This window comes from Terriglobia bacterium (assembly GCA_020073185.1).
In the GTDB taxonomy this organism is placed as follows: Bacteria; Acidobacteriota; Terriglobia; order Terriglobales; family Acidobacteriaceae; genus JAIQGF01.
Window position 1 is genome coordinate 29,996 of the sequence record JAIQFT010000029.1, and the last position, 19,346, is coordinate 49,341.

The window sequence follows — 19,346 nt, forward strand, 5'->3', positions numbered from 1 at the left end:
GTCGCACACGCCGCAACGCCGGACGTGGTATTCGCGTGCGCCTTGGCTCGCGAGTTCGGCGATTGCGTGAAGGGTTTGGTTGCCGCAATTGTGGCACTTGTTCCCCTTACCCTTCCCGACGTTCTTGACCGGATGCTGCCAAGACCAGCCAATGCATCCGCACGCCGAACACGAGCGATGGCTTCCCCTATCGTGGAATGTCTGCTTCCCGCAGTGCGGGCACTTCTCACCAACTGACATGAGCAGTTCCTCCTGTACAAAACTCTGCGGGAACTTCCGAGGAAGGGCTCATTCTCTCACCGTGGGCATTGCCTGAACAACCGCTGAATTCCGGCGGGTGATTCACCCATTCGCCTGGTTTTGGTGAAGGGTGGGGCAGTTCCAGCAATCGGCAATGGCGTGGCAACCCAAACCGACAACCGCATGACCCGCTTTTCCGTCACACACACCTGTGACTAAGCCCTATTGACACAGTTAACTAACTGCTTACAATGTCAGTAGCTGGATAATCCGGCGTCACATTTTGGGCCGCAGGGGGTGCGACTACCTTACGGCCCTATATCTTGTGGTCAGAAGTGGCCTTTGCTCTTTGACAACACAATATGTTATGTATTCCAGAAAACTCGGACGTAAGTTATTGATTTCCCGTAAAACTGCCCACGGTTACCGTGGATTCTAGCGGTATACCGTGCGTAACTAGCTGATTCCACTAACTGGCAGTGGGAGGGGGGTAGGCACCTCTAATGTTTACCCGTTAGTAACTTTATGGACGCGGATATCGCCGCCGAGAGCGCTAGTGCACCACTATTTTCGTGCTCAGCTTCGCCTGGCTCACGGGATTCTGGATTTCGAGCGGAATCTCTTCCGCAGCATCGGCGCGGAACTCGAAATCGTAGGTCTCGCCCGAGGCGATGTGCAGCACGGCATCGCCCGGCTTCGCCAAACGCTCGGGAACGTCGGCGCCGTCCTTGGCCAGGGCGCGCCACGTCGCCGCTTTTTCTGCCGTGCCCAGGCGGAAGTTCGCCGGCAGATTCGCCGCCATGTTGATCAGGCGCAGCCGGTAGTTAACGCCGCGCGCCAGCGTCATCGGCGCCGGCTTCTCCATGCCGTTGATGGTAATGCGCTTGGCGTCAAAGAAAGTGTCGCGCGTGCCGATCACCAGCAGCTTGTCGTGTTCGGCATCGAACGACTGGCCTGGTTCCAGGACAATCAGCGCGCCATAGATGCCGCCGCTTAGCTGGTTCGGGTCGGCGGCGTGCGTGTGATAGATGAACGTGCCCGCGCGCGTGGGAGTGAAGCGCGCCACAAAACTGCCGCCGGGCGCGACCGCCGGCGTGATCTGGTCTCCCACGCCGCCACCGACTACGCCGTCGTAATAGCTCTCGAGAACGAGGCCGTGCCAGTGAATCGTGGTTGGCAACTTCAGGTGGTTGAGAACCGTGATCTCGGTGGGCTCGCCGCGCGTGACAAAGATCGGCGGACCCACCGCGCGGTCCTCTGAAACCACAACCTTGTTCTTCTCGCGCACCGCGCAGGAGAACTTCGGTTCCTTGGCGCCGGCTTCCGCGTTCGGCTCGATGATGAGATCGATCTTTCGCGCTGCTTTGCCGGCAGTCGCTGCGATCGGCGCACCCTCAGCCGGATTTACGTTGATGGCGAGCACCAGACCGGCCATGTCGGGCATGGCTTCCATGGCGCCGCCGCCGTGCCGGTACGCGGCCGCGGCCGGCCCTTTGCGATTGTACTGGCTGGCGACGGGGTGCGTGAAACCAGGGACGCGTTCGTCGCTGGACATGTGGAACTGAAAGTGACAATGGAAGAGCCAGCGGCCGGCGTGTTCGGGCGACCACTCCATCATCATGGTGGCGCCAGACTTGAGGTCCTCGGTGACCACCGACTGGCGGTCGCCGGGTGCGAATTGCGTGTCCTTTTCCCAGTCGCCCAGGCTAAGCAGCTTGTAGAACGCGCCATGCAGGTGCATGGGATGTTCGCTGAAGGCGGGATTGATCACGCGCCAGCGAATAGTGTCGCCGGCGGTGTATTCCAGCGGCTCGGTAAACGGATACGACTTGCCGTTGATGGAGACGACTTCAAACCCATCCTGTACGACATCGGGTTTGACGAGCATCGCTTCGATTACAAACACGCGGTCGGAAACGACCGCGCCCGGTGGGTCCACGATGAAGGCGCCGTTCAGGTGGGCATCCTCAAATAGCGGTTGCAGAGGCGGCGGAAGTAGTGGGAGAAACTTAACCGGCTCAGTGGTGCGCGCCCAATAGAAATAAGTGCCGGGAGCGCCGGCAACAAAAGTGCGCTCGCGGGTTTCGCCGGCAGGCACTTCGAGCACGTCTTTGGTGTCTCCGGGACGGGTGTCCAGGCCGTGGACGGTGGCCGTAGTCTTCAGCGTATTGGTAACGGCAACGTGGACCGTGGTGCCCTGCGGCATGCGCAGCATGGGGCCGGGAATCTGCGCCGGCTTGCCACTCTCGCCGAAAGCCTGCACGAACAAACGCGGGCCGTCGTCGGCCTCCGGATGCCAGACGCCATTGACAATTTCAAGGTGGACGTTCAGCACGCCGGCCTCAAGTTTGCCGGCGGGCATGCGGTTCTGGTTGGCGAGAATCGAAACCGGCGCTTTTTCGCCCTGCGCTGCTACCGAAGCGAGCGCGCACAGGCACACCAGAGCGATGAAGCGGAAGCGGCGCAAAATTTGCAAGGGCACCCCACGGGCTAAGGTAGTAAAGCCATTATTGGCGGTTCCCCGGTACAATCGCAAGCGAAATATGGTGAAACGGCGAAGATCCACCGGCGTCAAATTGCTGCAGTGGGTGTTTATCATTGCGATTGTTGCGGCCGCGGTGCGGCTGGGATTCGTGATTTATGAGCGCATGCAGCCCGCCGCCAAGAAGCCCGCAACCACGGCGGTGCCGCTGAACCGCGAGGCTTATGTTGTCCCGAAAAAGCTCCATGCCTACGACCTGGCGTCGGCGCGCCAGGTAACCAAGCAGCCGGTCTGGGTGCAAGAGGGCTATCGCTACACCTACTATCCGTATGATCGGGTGCATCGTCGCGCCGACTTCGCGCACGAAAAGGGGCTGCTCGGCCCGATCGAGGAGTTGCACATCACGGACGTCGTTGCGCAGCCCACGCCGGGGCGCGCCAACCACCACCAGATTGCCGCGATATTCGAAATGGGTGGCCGCAGCTACGCCGTGCCCATCGGCACCGAATCCGGCGGCTCGTTCCAAATCTATGCTGACGAGATGTTTTTCTACGAAGATCCGCACCAGCTCTACCATTTCTGGCCGGCGGAAGTGTGGGAGGCGATCCGCAACCACCAGGTCAAGCCCGGCATGAACGAAATCCAGGCGGACTTCGCAGTCGGCATGGGAGTGCCGCAGCCAGCAGGCGCAGACCCTGACGAGAAGGTGGTCAAGTACGCCAACGGTGGTCACCTGCTGAGCGTCACCTATCGCCACGGACGCGCCGCGAAGATCGCGGAAAAGGATTAACTCCGCTTTCCGCGCAATGCCTGACGTTGTCTACTTATCGCTGGTGAACAATCCATTTCCCTTCGGCGCGCAGTTTTTCGCAACACTGCGGACAGATTCCGTGGGTGACGGTAGCGTCGGAGTGTTCGGCCAGATACGTTTCCAACTGCTCCCAGTAGTTTTGGTCGTTGCGGATGCGTTTGCACCAGGAACAGATCGGCAACAGCCCTTCCAGGCGGCGGACACAGGCCAGCGCTTCCTGCAGTTCGGCAACGTGCTCTGCCAGGGCTTGTTGGAGTTGCAGCACGCGCCGCCCGACGGCGATACGGGCACGCAGTTCATCGGCATCGAACGGCTTGGTAATGTAGTCGTCCGCGCCCGCATCAAAACCCGCCAGCACGTCCGCTCCACTCTTGCGCGTGGCGGTGATCAGCAGCAGATACATCGGCGTATCGGGCAACTGCCGGGCTTTTCGACAGATGTCGGTCCCCTGCATCCCCGGCATCTGCCAGTCCAGCACCGCCAGCCGCGGCCCATCATCCCGGCGGAGAGCCTCCCATGCCTCCGCACCGTCGCGTGCCGTGACCACCTCGTATTCGACGGCCAACAGCCGCTCCAGCAGATGGAGGACTACCGGATCATCCTCAGCGACCAATACTTTCATATGGCACCTTGCAGAATTCTTCCAGCGCTTGTCGGAGGCAAGCAAGCTCTCGTTCCACGTCAGCGACGGCTCGGCTCATGCGCACCAAGTCTGGCTGGCGGAGGTTGTCCTCCAGCTTCACGAGCGCCGACAAGGTTTGTCCGGCGCCGAGACATCCGACCCCGCCCTGGAGGCGATGTGCGATTCGCCCCAGCATCCCGGCATCGCGCTCGGCCAAAGCCCGGCGCATATCCGAGGCCGCCTTGGGATACTCCTGAAGAAAAATTGCCGCTGTCTCGCGCAGTAGTTGTTCGTCCCCTCCGATGCGGGACAATGCTTGAGATTTGTCCCAAGCCCGAGTGGGATGGGGTGGTTGTGCTCGCACTCCCTCCAAGACCTGCTGGACCTTGCTGAAGTTCACCGGTTTGGAAATATATCCGTCCATACCAGCGGCCAGGCAACGCTCCTCATCGCCTTTCATGGCGTGAGCCGTCATGGCGTAGACGGGCAGATGGACGCCGCTGACTTTTTCACGTTCGCGGATGGCCGCGGTGGCGGCAAAGCCGTCCATCTCGGGCATCTGGACATCCATGAAGACCAGATCGAAACGGCCGGTTTCAGCGAGCGACACCGCCTCCCGGCCGGTGCGCGCCAGTTCCGGAGCGTGCCCCTGCTTTTGCAGAACTCGGAGAATCAGCGTCTGGTTGACAGGATTGTCCTCAGCGACCAGGATACGCAGACCTGGCTGATCTTCGCGCAGGGTGTGCCGCGTCACCAACGGACGCTTTACCTCCGGAGACTGTCCCAGCACCGACAATAAGGCCTGCATCAGGTCCTTGATTTCAATCGGTTTCACCAGGTAAGCGGCAATGCCGAGCTGCCGGCAACGCTCGGCGTCGCCACGCTGCCCGGAGGAGGTCAGCATCATGATGACCGCTCCCGCCATTCGCGGATCATGCTGCAGCCGCTCTGCCAAGGCGAATCCGTCCATGCCAGGCATACGCGCGTCAATCAGGGCAACCCGAAAACGCTTGCCTTGCTGCAGGGTAGCTTCCACCTCCTGAAGTGCCGCTTCGCTGTCGCTGACCGCAGACGGCACCATGCCCCAATCGCGGGTCGCGTGCACGAGAATTTCGCGGTTGGTTGAGTTATCGTCCACGACCAGCACCATTACTCCCACCAGAATTTCCGGTTTGGCGGGTAACGGTTTTGACGTCTCCGGGGCGACCGTCACCGCAATCGTGAATTGAAAGCAGCTTCCCTGGCCCGGCGCGCTTTGCACCGCAACCTGGCCGCCCATTAAGTCGATTAACTGCGCCGAGATCGGCAGCCCCAACCCGGTGCCGCCGTAGGTGCGCGTGGTACTGGCATCGCCTTGGACAAAGGGCTTGAAGATGCTGGCCTGCTTTTCCGGCGAAATTCCGATCCCGGTATCCCGGATCGCGAAATTCAGACTGGTCTTGCCGTCGTCGCGGGATGCCGCATTCAAGGTCAACACGACCTCTCCCTGGACTGTGAACTTAATCGCATTGCCGATGAGGTTGGTCAGAATCTGGCGCAGGCGGACCGGATCGCCGACCACCCGCTGGGGCACCTCCGACCCCACCTGGTAGGCCAACTCGAGCCCTTTTTCATGGGCTCGCACCGCCAGGGCTTTGACCGTTTCCCCCACACAATCCTGCAAATTGAACTCGATCAGTTCCAGGTCCAGTTTGCCGGCTTCCACCTTGGAAAAATCGAGAATGTCGTTGAGCACACGCAACAGCGACTCCCCCGAGGACTTCACGGCCAGTAAGTACTCCTGCTGTTCACGGGTCAGATTCGTGTCCAGGGCAAGCTCGGTCATGCCCAGGATGCCGTTCATGGGGGTGCGGATCTCATGGCTCATGTTGGCCAGGAATTCGCTCTTCACCTGGCTGGCAGCCTCGGCGGCCGCTCTGGCGCCGCGCACCTCTTCCAGCACTCGCCGGCGCTCGGTGACGTCCTCCGCAATGCCGACGGCGCGCAGAAATTTGCCTCCGGGATCGCAGACGGGAAAACTGCGCGCATGGATCCAACGAAGCTCGCCATCCGGTCGAATCACGCGGAATTCCGACTCCACCGGAGCTCCGGTCAAACAGCGGCGAAATACCTCGACGGCGTTCTCGCGGTCCTCCGGGTGGACAGAATCGGTCCATGCGTTGGCCCGTTCATAGAGCTCATCGCGGGACCTGCCCCAGACTTGCTGGTACGCGGGGCTGGTGTAAATCATTCTTGGCGGTTCCGCGGCCACAATGAAGAAGACCTCGTGTATGTTCTCCGCTAATTGCCGGAACTGCTCCTCGCTTTCCCGCAAAGCGGCTTCGACACGCTTGCGCTCGGTGATGTCGCGGGCAATGGCCAGCACCGCCGGCTCACCCTCGAAATTGAACCGCCTTGCGCTGAGCTCGACGCTGATGCGGTGGCCGTCCTTGGCCACTTGCAGCGTTTCGAACAGGACGGGCTCGCCGGCTGCCAGGCGCGCCATCACGGAGGCTCGCTGCGATAAGAACTCCGGCGCATCGATATCTTCGGGGGACAATTGCAGCAGTTCCGCTCGGCTGTAGCCCAGGCGGCGACAAGCCACATCATTGACTTGCTTGAATCGGGCCGGCATCCCATCTTGCGAGATGCTGGTCACGAACGCGGCGTCATTGATGTTTTCGAAGAGGGTGCGATACTGCAGTTCGGCCCGTTTCCGCTGGGTGATGTCCGTCATGGCCCCGACCATTCGTAGCGGACGCCCATCGGCATTGCGGCTCACATGGCCGCGATCGAGCACGTCGGCATACGAACCGTCGCGACGAAGGAAGCGGTACTCATCCACCCAACTGACTTGGCCACCTTCGATGGCGCGCGTAATGCTTTGAACGACCCGCTCCCGGTCGTCGGGATGGATGTGGCTTTTCCAGCCCTCGACTCCCGGCTCAATCTCATTGGGAGCGTACCCAAAAGTGGTTTGCAGGTTCTCGTTCCACCATCCTTTCCCGGTGACAAGGTCCCAGTCCCATATCCCGTCGTTGGTGGCTCGCGACACCAGCCGGAATCTCTCTTCGCTGGCTTGCAGGGCCTCTTGCACGCGGGTGTTCTTCGACAGCAAATGGTCCAGCCACAAGCCTCCTCCGACGCTGCATACAATCGCCAGGAACATCGCTGCCAGCACCTCCAACATGGAACTGCGCGCCAGCCCGGCGTTGATCTCGAGGTGCTGCTTCGCTTCTTCGACTTCTATGCTTACCAGCTTGTCGATGGCAGCCAGGTGAGAGGCGACCACCAGGTTGTAGGGCTCACTGTGCAGGATGCGCCAGCCATCCTGTCGGCGGTTTGTTTTTGACAGTGTGCGCAGTTGCGCCACGTTATCGAGATAGCTCTTTCGGGTTTCCTCGAATTGCTGGAGAGCGATCTTCTCTTCCGGAATCAGTGGGGTGTTTGCGTATGCTCCTAATAACTTGTCGATCTCGCCCGATAGCTCATCGAGTTGCCGGTCATAGTTGGCGGCAGCGGGCTTTCCCTCCGCTTCCAGCAAGTCTCTGGAGGCGATGCGCATTCTCAGGAAAAGAGCCGTGACTTGCGAGAGGGTGGTCAGGGGAACCGTGCCGTCGTAAAAGAGGTCCTGATCGCCGGCCGCCATCCTGCGCATATTCATAACGGCGGTGGTGCCGACCACGAGGGGAACAACAACCGCGAGAATCACGCCGGTTACGATTCTTGCTTTTAGACTCACAAAGTCACCGCTTTCATCGGCGGGTCAAATGTGCCCTTCCCGGGACTTGCCGCGCACGCGCTGACTAAAATTGGCTGGTCTCAAACCCGTTCCGTGCAAAGCCGCGCCTTCAAGATCGCTTGCAAGCGCTCAAAATTCGGCGGCTTGGACATGAATTCATCCGCGCCCAAAGCCTTCACCGATTCCACCACGTCGGGTTCGTTGCTTCCGGTGATGACGATGATGGGAACCTGGCTGGTCTTAGGCGAGTTCTTCAACTGGCGGAGGACTTGCCGTCCGGTACCGCCCGGCATGTTCACGTCCAGCAGAATGGCATCAGGCGGGTTGCGCAGAGCCGTCACGATGGCCTGCATGGCGTCGTACACGATAACTACTCTGTACCCGGCCTTCTTCAGCCGCACGCTGATCACCTGCACCAGCACGCGGTCATCGTCCGCGATCAGAATGGTCATGACGCCACGTCACGTTTTCCCGCCGTGAAGCATCGAGAGCAGCAAAGAACGCAATTTGTCGAGCTCCGCCGCCAGAACGCCGCAGGCGCTCTTAGCATGGGCCAAATCGCGACTTCGGCCCATCGTTTCCAGGACCAGCGCAGCGTCCTCGACGCCGGCAGTAAAAAAGTTTCTGGCCGCGCCGCGCAGTGCATGGGCCGCCAGTTCGACACGCTCGCCATCGGCCACGGCAACCGCATCTCGGATCTCTTTCAACAATTGCGGAGCACTTTCGAGGAACAGATTGACAATGTCGCGCAGCAGGTCCAGGTCGTCACCCACGTGACGCATGAGCGCCGCTCGGTTAAAACCCACATCCTGGTCATGGCGAGAATCTTTTTGTACCGGCAAAGCAACCTCACCTTCCCGAGCTGATCGAGCCTTCCCCCGGAAGCTGCCCGGCTGGGCTTTCGACCGGCGCCGGAGCTGCGTTATCCAACACCCGCCGAATTGCGGCCGCGATCTCTTCCCGCGTGAAAGGCTTGTGCACGAAGGCAGCGTCCGACGCCATGAGATCGTTTCGCGTAATCACCTCATTGGTGTAGCCGGACATGTAGATGACCTTGATTCCGGGCCGAAGCGCCGTCAACCGCTCTACCAATTCTCGACCCGACATGCTCGGCATGGTCACATCCGTCAGCAGAAGATCGATGGGGTTGGAGGTTTGCTGTGCGCGCTCCAGAGCCTTGGCGCCGCTGTCAGCGCTGATGACGATGTAGCCCATGGAGTGGAGCAGTTCGCTGACGAGTTCCCGGAGTGGATCCTCATCTTCGGCTAGCAGGATGGTTTCGGTTCCGCCGACGAGGTCTCCGGCAGCAAACGGCACGGCCGTTACTGCCGCGGTCATGACTTTGGGAAAGTAAAGCATGAAAGTTGTGCCCAATCCGACCTCGCTGTAAACCTCGATGAAGCCTCGCGATTGTTGGACGAAGTTGTACACGATCGCCAGGCCCAGTCCGGTGCCTTTGCCCGACTCCTTGGTGGTGAAGAAGGGTTCAAAAATCCGGCTCTTCGTCACTTCATTCATACCCACGCCGGTGTCGCTGAGGGTGAGTACGACGTAATCCCCGGAGGCCGCAGGGAGATGAGCGTGGGCGTCGGAATCGGCCAGTTTGATTTCGGACGTCTCAATCACGAGACTTCCCCCGTTGGGCATGGCGTCGCGCGCGTTGACGGCGAGGTTCATCAAGGTTTGTTCGACTTGCGCCTGGTCGGTGCGGATTCGTTGCGGGGATGGACCCAGTTTGATCACCAGTTGGGTGTCTTCTCCGAGGATGCGCTTCAGCAATTTAGCGGTCTCTTTCACCACCTCGCTGAGGTCGAACACAGTTTCCTGGAGCACCTGTTTTCTGCTGAAGCTGAGCAATCGCCGGGTCAACTCAGCCGCGCGACCGGCGGCCATTCTGATCTGTTCGATCCGCGGTGTCTGTTTTTCCAGCGATTCGGAGGGTTCCAAGAGGAGCTCGGCATTGCCGAGGATGACGGCCAGCAGGTTATTGAAATCGTGCGCGACCCCGCCCGCCAGTCTGCCAACCGCTTCCATCTTCTGCGACTGGCGCAGTTCGGCCTCGAGGGTGCGACGTGCCGTCATGTCTTCGGCAATCACCTCGTAGTACTGGACCTGCCCTGCCTGGTCCCGTACCGCCCGGCCGTTGGTCCGCACCAGAACCGTGCCTCCGCCCTTCTTCTTCCAGCACAGGTCCTCACAACTATGTGACATCTCTTCTCGATATTGTTGGAGCACGGCGGCGCGATCGGCGGGCTGGAGATAAACGTCGGTGGCGAGGTTCAGCGCCAGCACCTCTTGCTTGCCGGCATAGCCGAGCATGGCAACCAGAGCGGGATTCACATCCAGGAATTGTCCTTCGGGCGTAGATCGAAAAATGCCATAGGTGGCGTTCTCGACCAGTTCCCAGTACTTCCGCTCCGATTGGTGGATGGCCTGCTCGGCCTCGGTTTTTGCGGTGACATCGCGCACCACATGAACACAGCCTCGCAGCGTGCCGGCGGCATTCCTGACCGGGGTCGAGGAAGCCTCCAGGACTGTGCCGCGGCCATCCCGGGTTGGCGGTTGAGGCTGCGACACGGTGAACCGCCACTCATGCAGGCACCCTAGCATTGGCCGCACGATGCCGGCCAGCACCTCATAACAGTGGTGGCCGATGATTTCGGAGAAGGGCAACCCCAGCAGCCCGGTGACAGCCTGGTTGGCCCGCCGTATTCGACACTCTGCATCCACCAGGATGACGGCATCGGGAACGGTGTCGAAGGTCAGTTCCCACTCCCGTTTTGCGCACAGCAGTTTTTCCTGTAAGGCGCGCTCTTGCTGGCGGTGAGCTTGCTCGCGCAGCGTCTGCCCAATTACCAATGGCAATCTCTCGAGCCGATGCTTGAGGACGTAGTCCGCAGCCCCCCGCTTGATGTACTCCACCGCTGCTTCGTCGCCCAAGGTGGCGGTCACCACGACAAACGGGGTCTGCTTGCCGGTGCGTCGCAGCACCTCCAGCGCATCCATGCCCGTCCAGGTGAGGAGATTGTGGTCGCTCAGAACAATGTCGTAATCCTGGGCGCGCAGGCGCTTCTCGAAATCGTGCGGGCCGCATACGATATCGAAACTGAGCCGATAGCCGGTCCGCTGCAACACCGCCAGCATGAGTTCCGCATCCACCCGCGAATCCTCCACCACCAACACCTGCAGGGTTCGGCTAAGCGGCAGGGCGTCGTTCTCGATTTCCGGTTTTGCGGTGGAAGACATGCGACACTCCACGGCGCGGGCGCTTGCCGAAGGCAAATCGCCGACAACGCCAATACCTCTTCTCTGATTTACCGCATCTGGATTGGCAACGGTGGGGAAATGCGCCTGCTGAGGCGAATCGTCGTGTCGTATTGGGCCTCGGCCCGTTTTGACAATCGTGGTCTGTCCCCTGGCTTCTGTGCGTTTCAAACTGGCACCGCGCCCACGGTGAAATCCCGATTCCGTTTCGCGAAGCGTTTTGCGTTGTAATCATCGGCTCTGCCGCCCAACACTGTGCAGGGAACGCAAAGTGAACGCGGGGATATTCAAGGTGGTTATGGTAGCGATGCCGGCCGGCTCGCTGCCGTGGCTGGTAAGTCTGGCCGCTGAGTTATCCGTGCGTGAGGTGCCGCATGAAATCGCAGTCGCCGGTTGAAATTCTTCTGGTGGAAGACGATCCCAGGGATGTCGAACTCACCAAGCACGCGCTGCAAAGGGATAATCTCTGCAACAACATCCATGTGGCGGGGGACGGAGAGGAGGCCTTGGACTTTCTCTTTGGCCGCGGCGTCTATGACAACCGGCAGAATGGGCCGAATCCCTATCTCGTTCTGCTCGATCTCAGGCTGCCCAAGATCGATGGCCTGGAGGTCTTACGAGAGATAAAGAACAATCCGCGGACCCGGATGGTCCCGGTGATCGTACTTACTTCCTCGCGAGAGCAGAAAGACCTGGTGGAAAGCTATCGGCTGGGAGTCAACAGCTACATCCAGAAACCGGTTGATTTTCTGCAATTCCAATTTGCCGTGAGACAAGTGGGCCTGTACTGGTTGCTGCTGAACCGGGCGCCGGCCGCAGAGGTCATAGTGGAAGCAAAGCGGTGAAATTTCCAGCGTCCTGAACAACTTGGGCAGAAGGCAAACATCCCAATCTGGAACCAGGCCAAAAGTGAGTCATGGAATCAGGAATTCGTAACCTATGCCTGGCTTGCAATCCGCTATATAACAACCGTGCCCTTTGCTCCTAGCTATGCAGGCCGCACCAGTTCGCGTTGGCGTGTTCCCTGCTCCCGCGGCTGGCGGCCCCACATGATTTCATGCGCAGCTTACGTTCCTCTTAAAGAAGTCCCAAAGAAAGTTCTGGTCGCAGGAGGTCGCGATGAGCTTCACCAAGCTATCAGATAAGTTCCTAGGCACAATTTGCGTAGTGGTTCTGCTGATGCTCCCAGCGCTGGTAGGGGCGCAAGAGCACAAAAACAAGGATACCGGGAATCGGGGAGCGCGAAACACCACGGTGAAGGGTGCGCGATCCAACGCCGACAGTAGGAGTGGCCAACCAAGCAGAGGCCCGCGCACGGCGACGAATGCACCCGGCAGGACCACGAAGCCAGGGGCAGCACGCGCAGATCGGGGCAGAGGCAATCCGTCGGCTAGGGGTGGAGACGCGACTGCGGGAAGGCCCCATTCGGCACGCTCTGGGAACGCTGGGAGGAATGCGGGTGCGGGGAACCGCCCGAACCATGCAGCGCGGCAGCGTACGACGCGCAACGTCGCTGGGCACGATGTTGGGTACGACCGGAGGGGCAGAGTCAGAACCATCCAGACCCGTAGCGGCGCGACCCTCTATCGTGGGCGTCACAACAACGTCCACGTGGTACGCGATCTGCCGGGAGGCCGCCGTGTAGTGGTCGCAGGGCGGAATTATGGCCACGTGGAGCGCAATTACGTGCGCGGGTACAGAATGCGCACCTATTACGAGCACGGGCGTTACCGCGCCGTGGTGTATCGCCCGTATTCCTGGCACGGACGGCCGTATTACGTGTACGTACCACATTATTACTACCGCCCGGTCTATTACGGGTGGGCCTACAACCCTTGGGCGGCACCGGTTTACTACCGGTGGGGATGGTACGCCGATGCCTGGTATCCGCACTACGGCTATTACTTCGCGCCAGAGCCCTTCTACCCGGGCGCTGGTCTCTGGCTGACCGATTTTATCCTCGCAGAAAGCTTGAGAATGGCTTATGAGGCGGAGCAGAGCGACAGCGCAGCACGTCGCGTGGCGGCAGCGAATCCGAGCGAGGTGCAGCTCTCTCCCGAAGTCAAGCGGATGATCGCGGAGGAAGTGCAGCAGCAACTGGCAGCGGAAAAGGCTGCCTCAGCTCCGACGCCAACGGCAGGTTTGCCTGCGACCTCCAAGGAAGAACTGCCGCCTGCTCTTGATCCTGAGCATGCCGTGTTTGTGGTGGCTACCGACCTCGAGGTGACCACTCCTGACGGCAAAGAGTGCGAACTCACGCCGGGAGACGTGATCAGCCGCATCGACGACACTCCGGACAGCAACGAAAAAGTCCGGGTTCGGGTCACCAGCAGTAAGGAGGGCGATTGCGCCAGGGGATCCAAGCCTTCTGTCGCAGTCGCGGACTTGCAGGATATGCACAACCGCTTCCGCGAGCAGCTTGATGCCGGGCTCAAGCAGCTTGCAGCCAGCCAGGGCAGGAACGGGCTGCCAACCGCTCCGGATACCAGCACTTCCGCGGCAGCGGGCGTGCCCACGCCGGAGCCGGACAAGGACGTGGACGCCGAAATACAGGGTCTGCAGAAGGAAGCCGACCAAGCCGAGCAAGACGTCAAGCAGCAGTCTTCATCCGGCCGGACGGGTGGAGGAGACTGAGGGGCCGCGCCGGGGCGGTAAGCCGCTCCGGCGATCTCCCATCGACTCGGGCATGACAGGACGCAGCAAGCGGTTCTGGGGAGGCGGGAAACCAATGTCGTAATTCAGGCTCTACTGGTGCTGGCGGTTTCGCCCTGGTCGCGGTTGGGGCAAACTGCGAAGCCGCCCTCGCTGCAGGAACCGCTCGAGGCGCATTACCCAGCGGGTAGCTTGCAGTAGACTGGATTCGCCGCGCTGCCTGCCCCGCGAGATAGGCCAGCAACGGCGACGCGCTTGATGCTCCGGAGGTCTCAGGACAAGCGCGGATCGACCACCAGACAGTGCGGTGATGAAGACTCCCTCAGGTGCTTATCGTAGTTCGCTTTTGAAGACCTTCCCGTCTTTCATCACGAACACGACTTTCTCCAGCGCCTTAATGTCGAGTAGGGGATCGGTTGCAACCGCGATGACATCGGCATACGCGCCGGGCGCAATGACGCCGATCTGCCCGGCCATGTCGAGCATCTCGGCTGGGATCGAGGTCGCAGATTTGATCGCAGCCATCGGGGTCATACCCAATTCCACCATACGCGGGAACTCCTGCGCGATGGGCGACTTCGGGTCGGTCCAAGGGAAGCTGCCTACGTCGGTTCCGAAGACGATCTTCACCCCCGCCTGTAGTGCCTTCTGGAACGATGGCCCGTGGACCTCGGCGCGCTTGCGATCGCGCCGGCCTTCGGGAGTGTTCTCCGGCGCCCACCAGTAGTAATACGGCGAGAGCGTCGGGCAGTACCACGTGCCCTGCTTCACCATCTGCGCGATGGCGGCGTCGTCGAGCTCGAGGCCGTGCTCGATGGAATCGCAGCCGCCAGCCAGAGCGCGATGCAGCCCAACACCGTTGTAGGCGTGGCAGGCGACCTTCCTGCCCCAGCCGTGCGCCTCGTCCACGACCGCCTTGATCTCGTCCAGCGTCAGGGTGGGCTGCGATTGTAGCCGGCCTTGCGCATCCACCCACGAGCGATGCGTCATGTAGACTTTGATCCAGTCCGCTCCATTCGAGAGCTGTTCGCGCGTCGCCTTGCGGAATTCGACGGGACCGTCGGCGATCTGCACGCCTTTCGGCATGTCAAACTCTGGCGCGTAGCCTTCCAGCGGATACCCGCCGGTGGTCGAGAGCGCGCGAGTAACCACGAACATACGCGGTCCCGGGATCCACCCGTCGTTGATCGCTTCCTTGATGCCGACGTCACCGTAGCCCGCGCCCTCGGTCTCAACGTCCCGAATGGTGGTGAAGCCCTGCTCCAGCGCGCGTCGCGCCGCTATCGCGGCCCGCGCCGCGCGATAGGCCAGGGGATGGCTCAGGATGTTGGCGTCGTAGCCTCCCTCGGCGGGGTCTTCGCCTTGCAAGAAGATGTGAGTATGCGACTCGATCAAGCCGGGCAGCACGGTCGCGCGAGACAGATCGATGACGCGCGCATTCGCCAGCGGGTGCGCGGCCGCCGCATCTCCGACGCTCTCGATCCTGTTGCCACGGATGATGATCACCTGATTGGCGCGCGGCTGATCGCTCTCGCCGTCAATGAGCTGCCCGGCGCGGATGACCACGACCTCGGCGGGCGCAGTGGCGGGGGCGGACTGCGGCCCCGGCGAGAGCTGGCCAAACGCGAGGATGGATAGCAGTAGGGCTGCGGCAACGCGAGCAATTCGCATACTCACCTCGACTGAAGCAGGAATCAAATACGAACGCGACATGCAGTGTCAACCGGCCAGTTTAATCTTCCGATCGCGCTTGCGCGGTCACCAGGAGAGCGACACTATCGCACGAATCTCCCGCCGCTATAACGGCGCAGACCTTGCCGCTGACGCACAAGAAAACGATTCGGCGGCACGATGCAAAGCATGGCTCCGGAGGTGTTGCACGGAGCGGACGAGACGCGAGCAGTGAGCCAGTTAAGTTGCTCATGGCGTGCTTGCCACCGGCAGCTCAATGAAACTCGCTTGTCCTGGAGCGTGGTAGACCCGCTGTACGGCTTTCCGGTAGTTCTCAGGTTTTGCCCAGAAGATGTTCTGTACGAAGGTCTGCGGATTGCGGTCGTAGAGCGGGAACCAGCTCGACTGCACCTGCACCATGATGCGGTGACCAGCGCGAAAAACATGATTGGCAGTCGGAAGGGCGAACCGGTAAAGCAGCGGCTGATCCGGGGCGATCGGTTTCGCCGATTCGAGGCTCTCACGATAACGGCCGCGAAAGATGTCGGCGGAGATCATAAGCTGATAACCGCCCATGGAAGGCTGCCCGGCAACCTCGTCGGGGTAGACGTCAATGAGCTTCACGACCCAGTCGGAGTCGGTGCCGCTGGTCGAGGCGACAAGGTTGGCTACCGGTTGACCGCTGATCTTGACGGGCGCGGTCAGCGGGTCGGACACGAAGGCCAGAACGTCGGTGCGGCTGGAGAACTCGCGTTGATCGTCGGCAAGCCACTGCGACCACGTCTTACCGTGACTGGAGAAGCTGGAGTCGATCGGCCGCAAGCGAAACGGAACAGGCCGGGCGGGGTCAGAAACGTATTCGTCATATGTGGCATCGCCCGCCTTAGGCGCCACGAAGCTCAGTTTCAAACCGGCGCCCAGGTAAAGCGGCGCCGGGCGAACCGTGCAACCGCTTGCACACCCCGCGGGCCAAGCCGGCAGCCGCAGCCACCGATTGGTTCCGGTCTCGAAGGCGTTGACGGGCGCAACGTCCAGCCTCGGCGCTTCGTCTTTCAGGTAATGAGCCAGGAATGGCGTCAGAATGTGCTCCCGGAAATACAGCGCAGTATCGCTGTTGAATCTAATCTCGCCAAGGCTGCTGCCCTCGTGGATCTCCTGCCCATGATGCCAAGGGCCAATGACGAGGAAGATTTTGTCGTTGTTCTTGTCCTTCGGCTCGATCGCGATGTAAACGGAGATGGCTCCATAGATGTCCTCCTGGTCCCAGAGGCTGTGCACCAGCATCACCGGAACATTGAGCGGTTCCTTGGCCAGAATCTTATCCACCGCCTGGTCTTGCCAGAAGGCGTCGTAGCTCGGGTGGTCGAGGATCTTGCGCCAAAACCCAACCTGCTCCAGGCCATGGCGACGTCCGAGTTCGCCGGCGGAGCCAAACTGCAGGAACTCGTCATACATGTCGAAGTGGCTCGTCCACCACTTCACGCGGGAATCGCGAGTCGCCTCCTGGTCGTGGATGTAGCCCATTCCCTGTTCGCGGAATGCGCCGTTGTGAAACCAGTCGTCCCCCATCCATCCGTCCACCATCGGGTTCATGGGGACGGAAACTTTGAGTGCGGGGTGCGGATTGACGAGCGCCATCAAAGGCAGGAAGCCGTCATAAGAGATACCGAGAATTCCAACCTTGCCGTTGGTTTCGGGAACGTTCTTCACAAGCCAATCGATCGTATCGTAGGTGTCGGTAGCGTGGTCCACGGGCGTAGGATTCAGCGGGCCCCGGAGCGGCCGGTTCATCACATAGTCGCCTTCGGAACCATATCTGCCGCGCACGTCCTGCACGACGCGGATGTAGCCGCCGTCGACGATCACGTCGGTAGCGTTGTCGTATCCGTACAGAATCGGCCCGAGGTGCGAGCTATCAGCGTGGCGGGTGAGTTTGTTGGCGTCGTACGGTGTGCGCGTAAGGAGGATGGGCGCGCGAATGGCGCCCGTCGGAACAATGATGACCGTGTGCAGCTTGACACCGTCGCGCATGGGAATCATCACCTCGCGCCTGACGTAATCGAAGCTGCTCGTGACCGGCTCGAACCGAGCCGGGGTTTCGCTGGCCAAGCCGGGGTACTGCGGTCGCGGCGGCGTTTGCGCCAGGCCTGTTTCCAGGAACAGCACGGTGCCCACCACCACGATCAGTCGCAGGAAGACGTAAGAACGGTCGTGAATTGTCATTTAGAGTTCCCCCGCTAGCCTCGTTCCGCAGGATCGCTGCGCTAGGAAGGTGTAAGGCAAGGCGCTGCTGAAATGCAAGCATGAAAGCAACCGGTGCTGTATCAATAGGAATATTGCAGTGTTGGGATTGGGTCGAGGCACTCGGTGCCTTGTGGTGCGAGATTCGTACGTCCGTACGATCCTAACCCGGAGATGGAGGCATATACGAGCCTCCAGAATGCCGCAACAAAGCAAGGCCCCGACTTACTGGCTTGAGAATCACGTAAAGCGCTGTGAGTAGTACTACAAGGCCGGCGCAGTAAACCAGATCGCAGACGATACTGATACGAAACAGCCGTTCGTGCGCCATGATATTCCGAGCGGTTTCCGCAGCCTTGCCCGCGACAATCAGCCGTTCGTGGATAAGAAAATTAGCTCAAAGACCACGGCCGCCATCGTGAATAGGCAAGTAAATCCCGCGACTTTTGCAGCTTTGCGTTGTGACTGGCCGATACCGCTGATAGTCATTTCGTTTCCCGCTGAGGCGACCTTGCCGATTGGGCCGGGATAGCGGCATTGCCCTGGGCCTGTCGACACGGCTTCATTGCTCCTTGCTCTCACTGGTGGATGGGCAGAAGCCCCAACGTCCGCGCCAGCTTTGCCGGAGCCGTTCCCGCTCCTCAGGGGTCATGTGCTCCCAGCGCTCGGCCATGCGACGGCGGAAATTGGAGCGACCGGGACCGCGCCATCCAAATCCGCCGAAGAGGATCCGGCACAGCGCCAGCATCCCAAGCGCTTGCCAGAAGGTAATCTGGCGCCAGCCGAAGAGCGGCGGCAGCAGCCAATTCCACAGATGCAGCACCAGTTCGCCGCCAATAAAGACAAATAGCAGCATCCCCAGGATCGCCAGCGGAGCAATGAAAATCAGTCTCATCCATCTCGGTCTCATGTTTAGTCCCTCACGCTTTGGTAAATTCGTCGTGAATGTCTTGCAATCGCTCGCGGAGATGCAGCACCGCATAGCGTTTGCGGGAGAGCAGGGTGTTCAGGCTCACGCCGGTCTCGGCGGCCATCTCCTTGAAGCTGCGCCCTTCCAACTCGTGCGCTACAAACACCTCGCGCTGCTCCTCCGGCAACTCGTCGACGGCCAACTCGAGTTCATCGAGAAGCAGGTTGCGGACGTAAAGCGCCTCCGGTCCGGCATCGGGCGAAGGCAGCAGGTCTTCCACCTGCAGCAGTTCGCCGTCTTCGTCGGCGACGGCGGTATCGCTGAAGCTCTCCGGCTTCTTCCTGCGGAAGAGGTCGGTGATGCGATTGCGCGCCACGCGAAACAGCCAGCCGGTGACGTGCTCGATGGGCATCAGCAGGCGATTCGCTTCCACCAGCTTGTAGAAGACGTCCTGCAGAATGTCCTCGGCGTCGCGCGGGTCGGGCACGCGCCGGCGAATGAAGTTGCGCAGCCGGGACTGCTCCCGCTTGACCACCTCGGAGATCCGCTGGTCCTGTTCGAGTGCCATCGCTCCAGGCTCGCCGCGTCCTTCATCTAGCAGCCCGTGGTGTAAGTAGCTGAATTTCGGCACGGGCAGCGGCGTACTCGGTTGCGTGAGTTCGCCAAGTTTTTCGCGCGGGACATCGAGATTCCACTTCTGCACGGCCGATTCCGATCTTCCCGGCGCGGGAG

14 protein-coding genes are annotated in these 19,346 nt (G+C 60.7%); 3 read left to right on the forward strand and 11 right to left on the reverse strand.

The window, feature by feature from the left end; translation table 11 throughout:
- Window positions 1-793: 793 nt before the first annotated feature.
- Window positions 794-2,716, reverse strand: a complete 1,923-nt coding sequence (locus tag LAN64_12105; GenBank protein ID MBZ5568583.1) for a multicopper oxidase domain-containing protein — start codon at window positions 2,714-2,716, stop codon at window positions 794-796.
- A 70-nt stretch (window positions 2,717-2,786) separates the two neighbouring features.
- Here LAN64_12105 and LAN64_12110 point away from each other — a divergent pair, with 70 nt between their 5' ends.
- On the forward strand, window positions 2,787-3,512 hold the full coding sequence (locus tag LAN64_12110; GenBank protein ID MBZ5568584.1) for a hypothetical protein: 726 nt from the start codon (window positions 2,787-2,789) through the stop codon (window positions 3,510-3,512).
- Between the two features lie 34 nt (window positions 3,513-3,546).
- On the opposite strand, the gene LAN64_12115 is transcribed toward LAN64_12110, so the two are convergent.
- The 5 genes from LAN64_12115 to LAN64_12135 form a co-directional block, all read right to left on the reverse strand.
- Complete coding sequence (locus LAN64_12115) at window positions 3,547-4,155, reverse strand: response regulator transcription factor (GenBank protein ID MBZ5568585.1); 609 nt, start codon at window positions 4,153-4,155, stop codon at window positions 3,547-3,549.
- Window positions 4,136-7,876, reverse strand: coding sequence for a PAS domain S-box protein (locus LAN64_12120; GenBank protein ID MBZ5568586.1), 3,741 nt, complete (start codon window positions 7,874-7,876; stop codon window positions 4,136-4,138). The genes LAN64_12115 and LAN64_12120 overlap by 20 nt, the downstream gene beginning before the upstream one ends.
- Before the next feature lie 80 nt (window positions 7,877-7,956).
- Complete coding sequence (locus tag LAN64_12125) at window positions 7,957-8,328, reverse strand: response regulator (protein MBZ5568587.1); 372 nt, start codon at window positions 8,326-8,328, stop codon at window positions 7,957-7,959.
- A 9-nt stretch (window positions 8,329-8,337) separates the two neighbouring features.
- The gene (locus LAN64_12130) at window positions 8,338-8,718 is read right to left on the reverse strand and encodes an Hpt domain-containing protein (protein ID MBZ5568588.1); all 381 of its coding nucleotides are present in this window, start codon (window positions 8,716-8,718) and stop codon (window positions 8,338-8,340) included.
- 7 nt (window positions 8,719-8,725) lie between these two features.
- Entirely contained in the window at window positions 8,726-11,122 is a 2,397-nt protein-coding gene (locus LAN64_12135) for a response regulator (protein ID MBZ5568589.1), read from the reverse strand.
- A gap of 392 nt (window positions 11,123-11,514) precedes the next feature.
- On the opposite strand from LAN64_12135, the gene LAN64_12140 reads away from it, so the two are divergent.
- On the forward strand, window positions 11,515-11,985 hold the full coding sequence (locus LAN64_12140; GenBank protein MBZ5568590.1) for a response regulator: 471 nt from the start codon (window positions 11,515-11,517) through the stop codon (window positions 11,983-11,985).
- An 826-nt stretch (window positions 11,986-12,811) separates the two neighbouring features.
- Window positions 12,812-13,774, forward strand: coding sequence for a hypothetical protein (locus tag LAN64_12145; GenBank protein ID MBZ5568591.1), 963 nt, complete (start codon window positions 12,812-12,814; stop codon window positions 13,772-13,774).
- Between the two features lie 348 nt (window positions 13,775-14,122).
- On the opposite strand, the gene LAN64_12150 is transcribed toward LAN64_12145, so the two are convergent.
- The 5 genes from LAN64_12150 to LAN64_12170 all read right to left on the reverse strand — a co-directional run bounded on the left by LAN64_12150 (window position 14,123) and on the right by LAN64_12170 (window position 19,182).
- On the reverse strand, window positions 14,123-15,463 hold the full coding sequence (locus tag LAN64_12150) for an amidohydrolase family protein (GenBank protein ID MBZ5568592.1): 1,341 nt from the start codon (window positions 15,461-15,463) through the stop codon (window positions 14,123-14,125).
- Between the two features lie 249 nt (window positions 15,464-15,712).
- Window positions 15,713-17,686, reverse strand: a complete 1,974-nt coding sequence (locus LAN64_12155) for a CocE/NonD family hydrolase (protein ID MBZ5568593.1) — start codon at window positions 17,684-17,686, stop codon at window positions 15,713-15,715.
- Window positions 17,687-17,867: 181 nt separating this feature from the next.
- Entirely contained in the window at window positions 17,868-18,089 is a 222-nt protein-coding gene (locus tag LAN64_12160) for a DUF4386 domain-containing protein (protein MBZ5568594.1), read from the reverse strand.
- 177 nt (window positions 18,090-18,266) lie between these two features.
- Window positions 18,267-18,599, reverse strand: a complete 333-nt coding sequence (locus LAN64_12165; GenBank protein ID MBZ5568595.1) for a hypothetical protein — start codon at window positions 18,597-18,599, stop codon at window positions 18,267-18,269.
- A gap of 25 nt (window positions 18,600-18,624) precedes the next feature.
- Entirely contained in the window at window positions 18,625-19,182 is a 558-nt protein-coding gene (locus LAN64_12170) for a sigma-70 family RNA polymerase sigma factor (protein ID MBZ5568596.1), read from the reverse strand.
- Window positions 19,183-19,346: the final 164 nt, after the last annotated feature.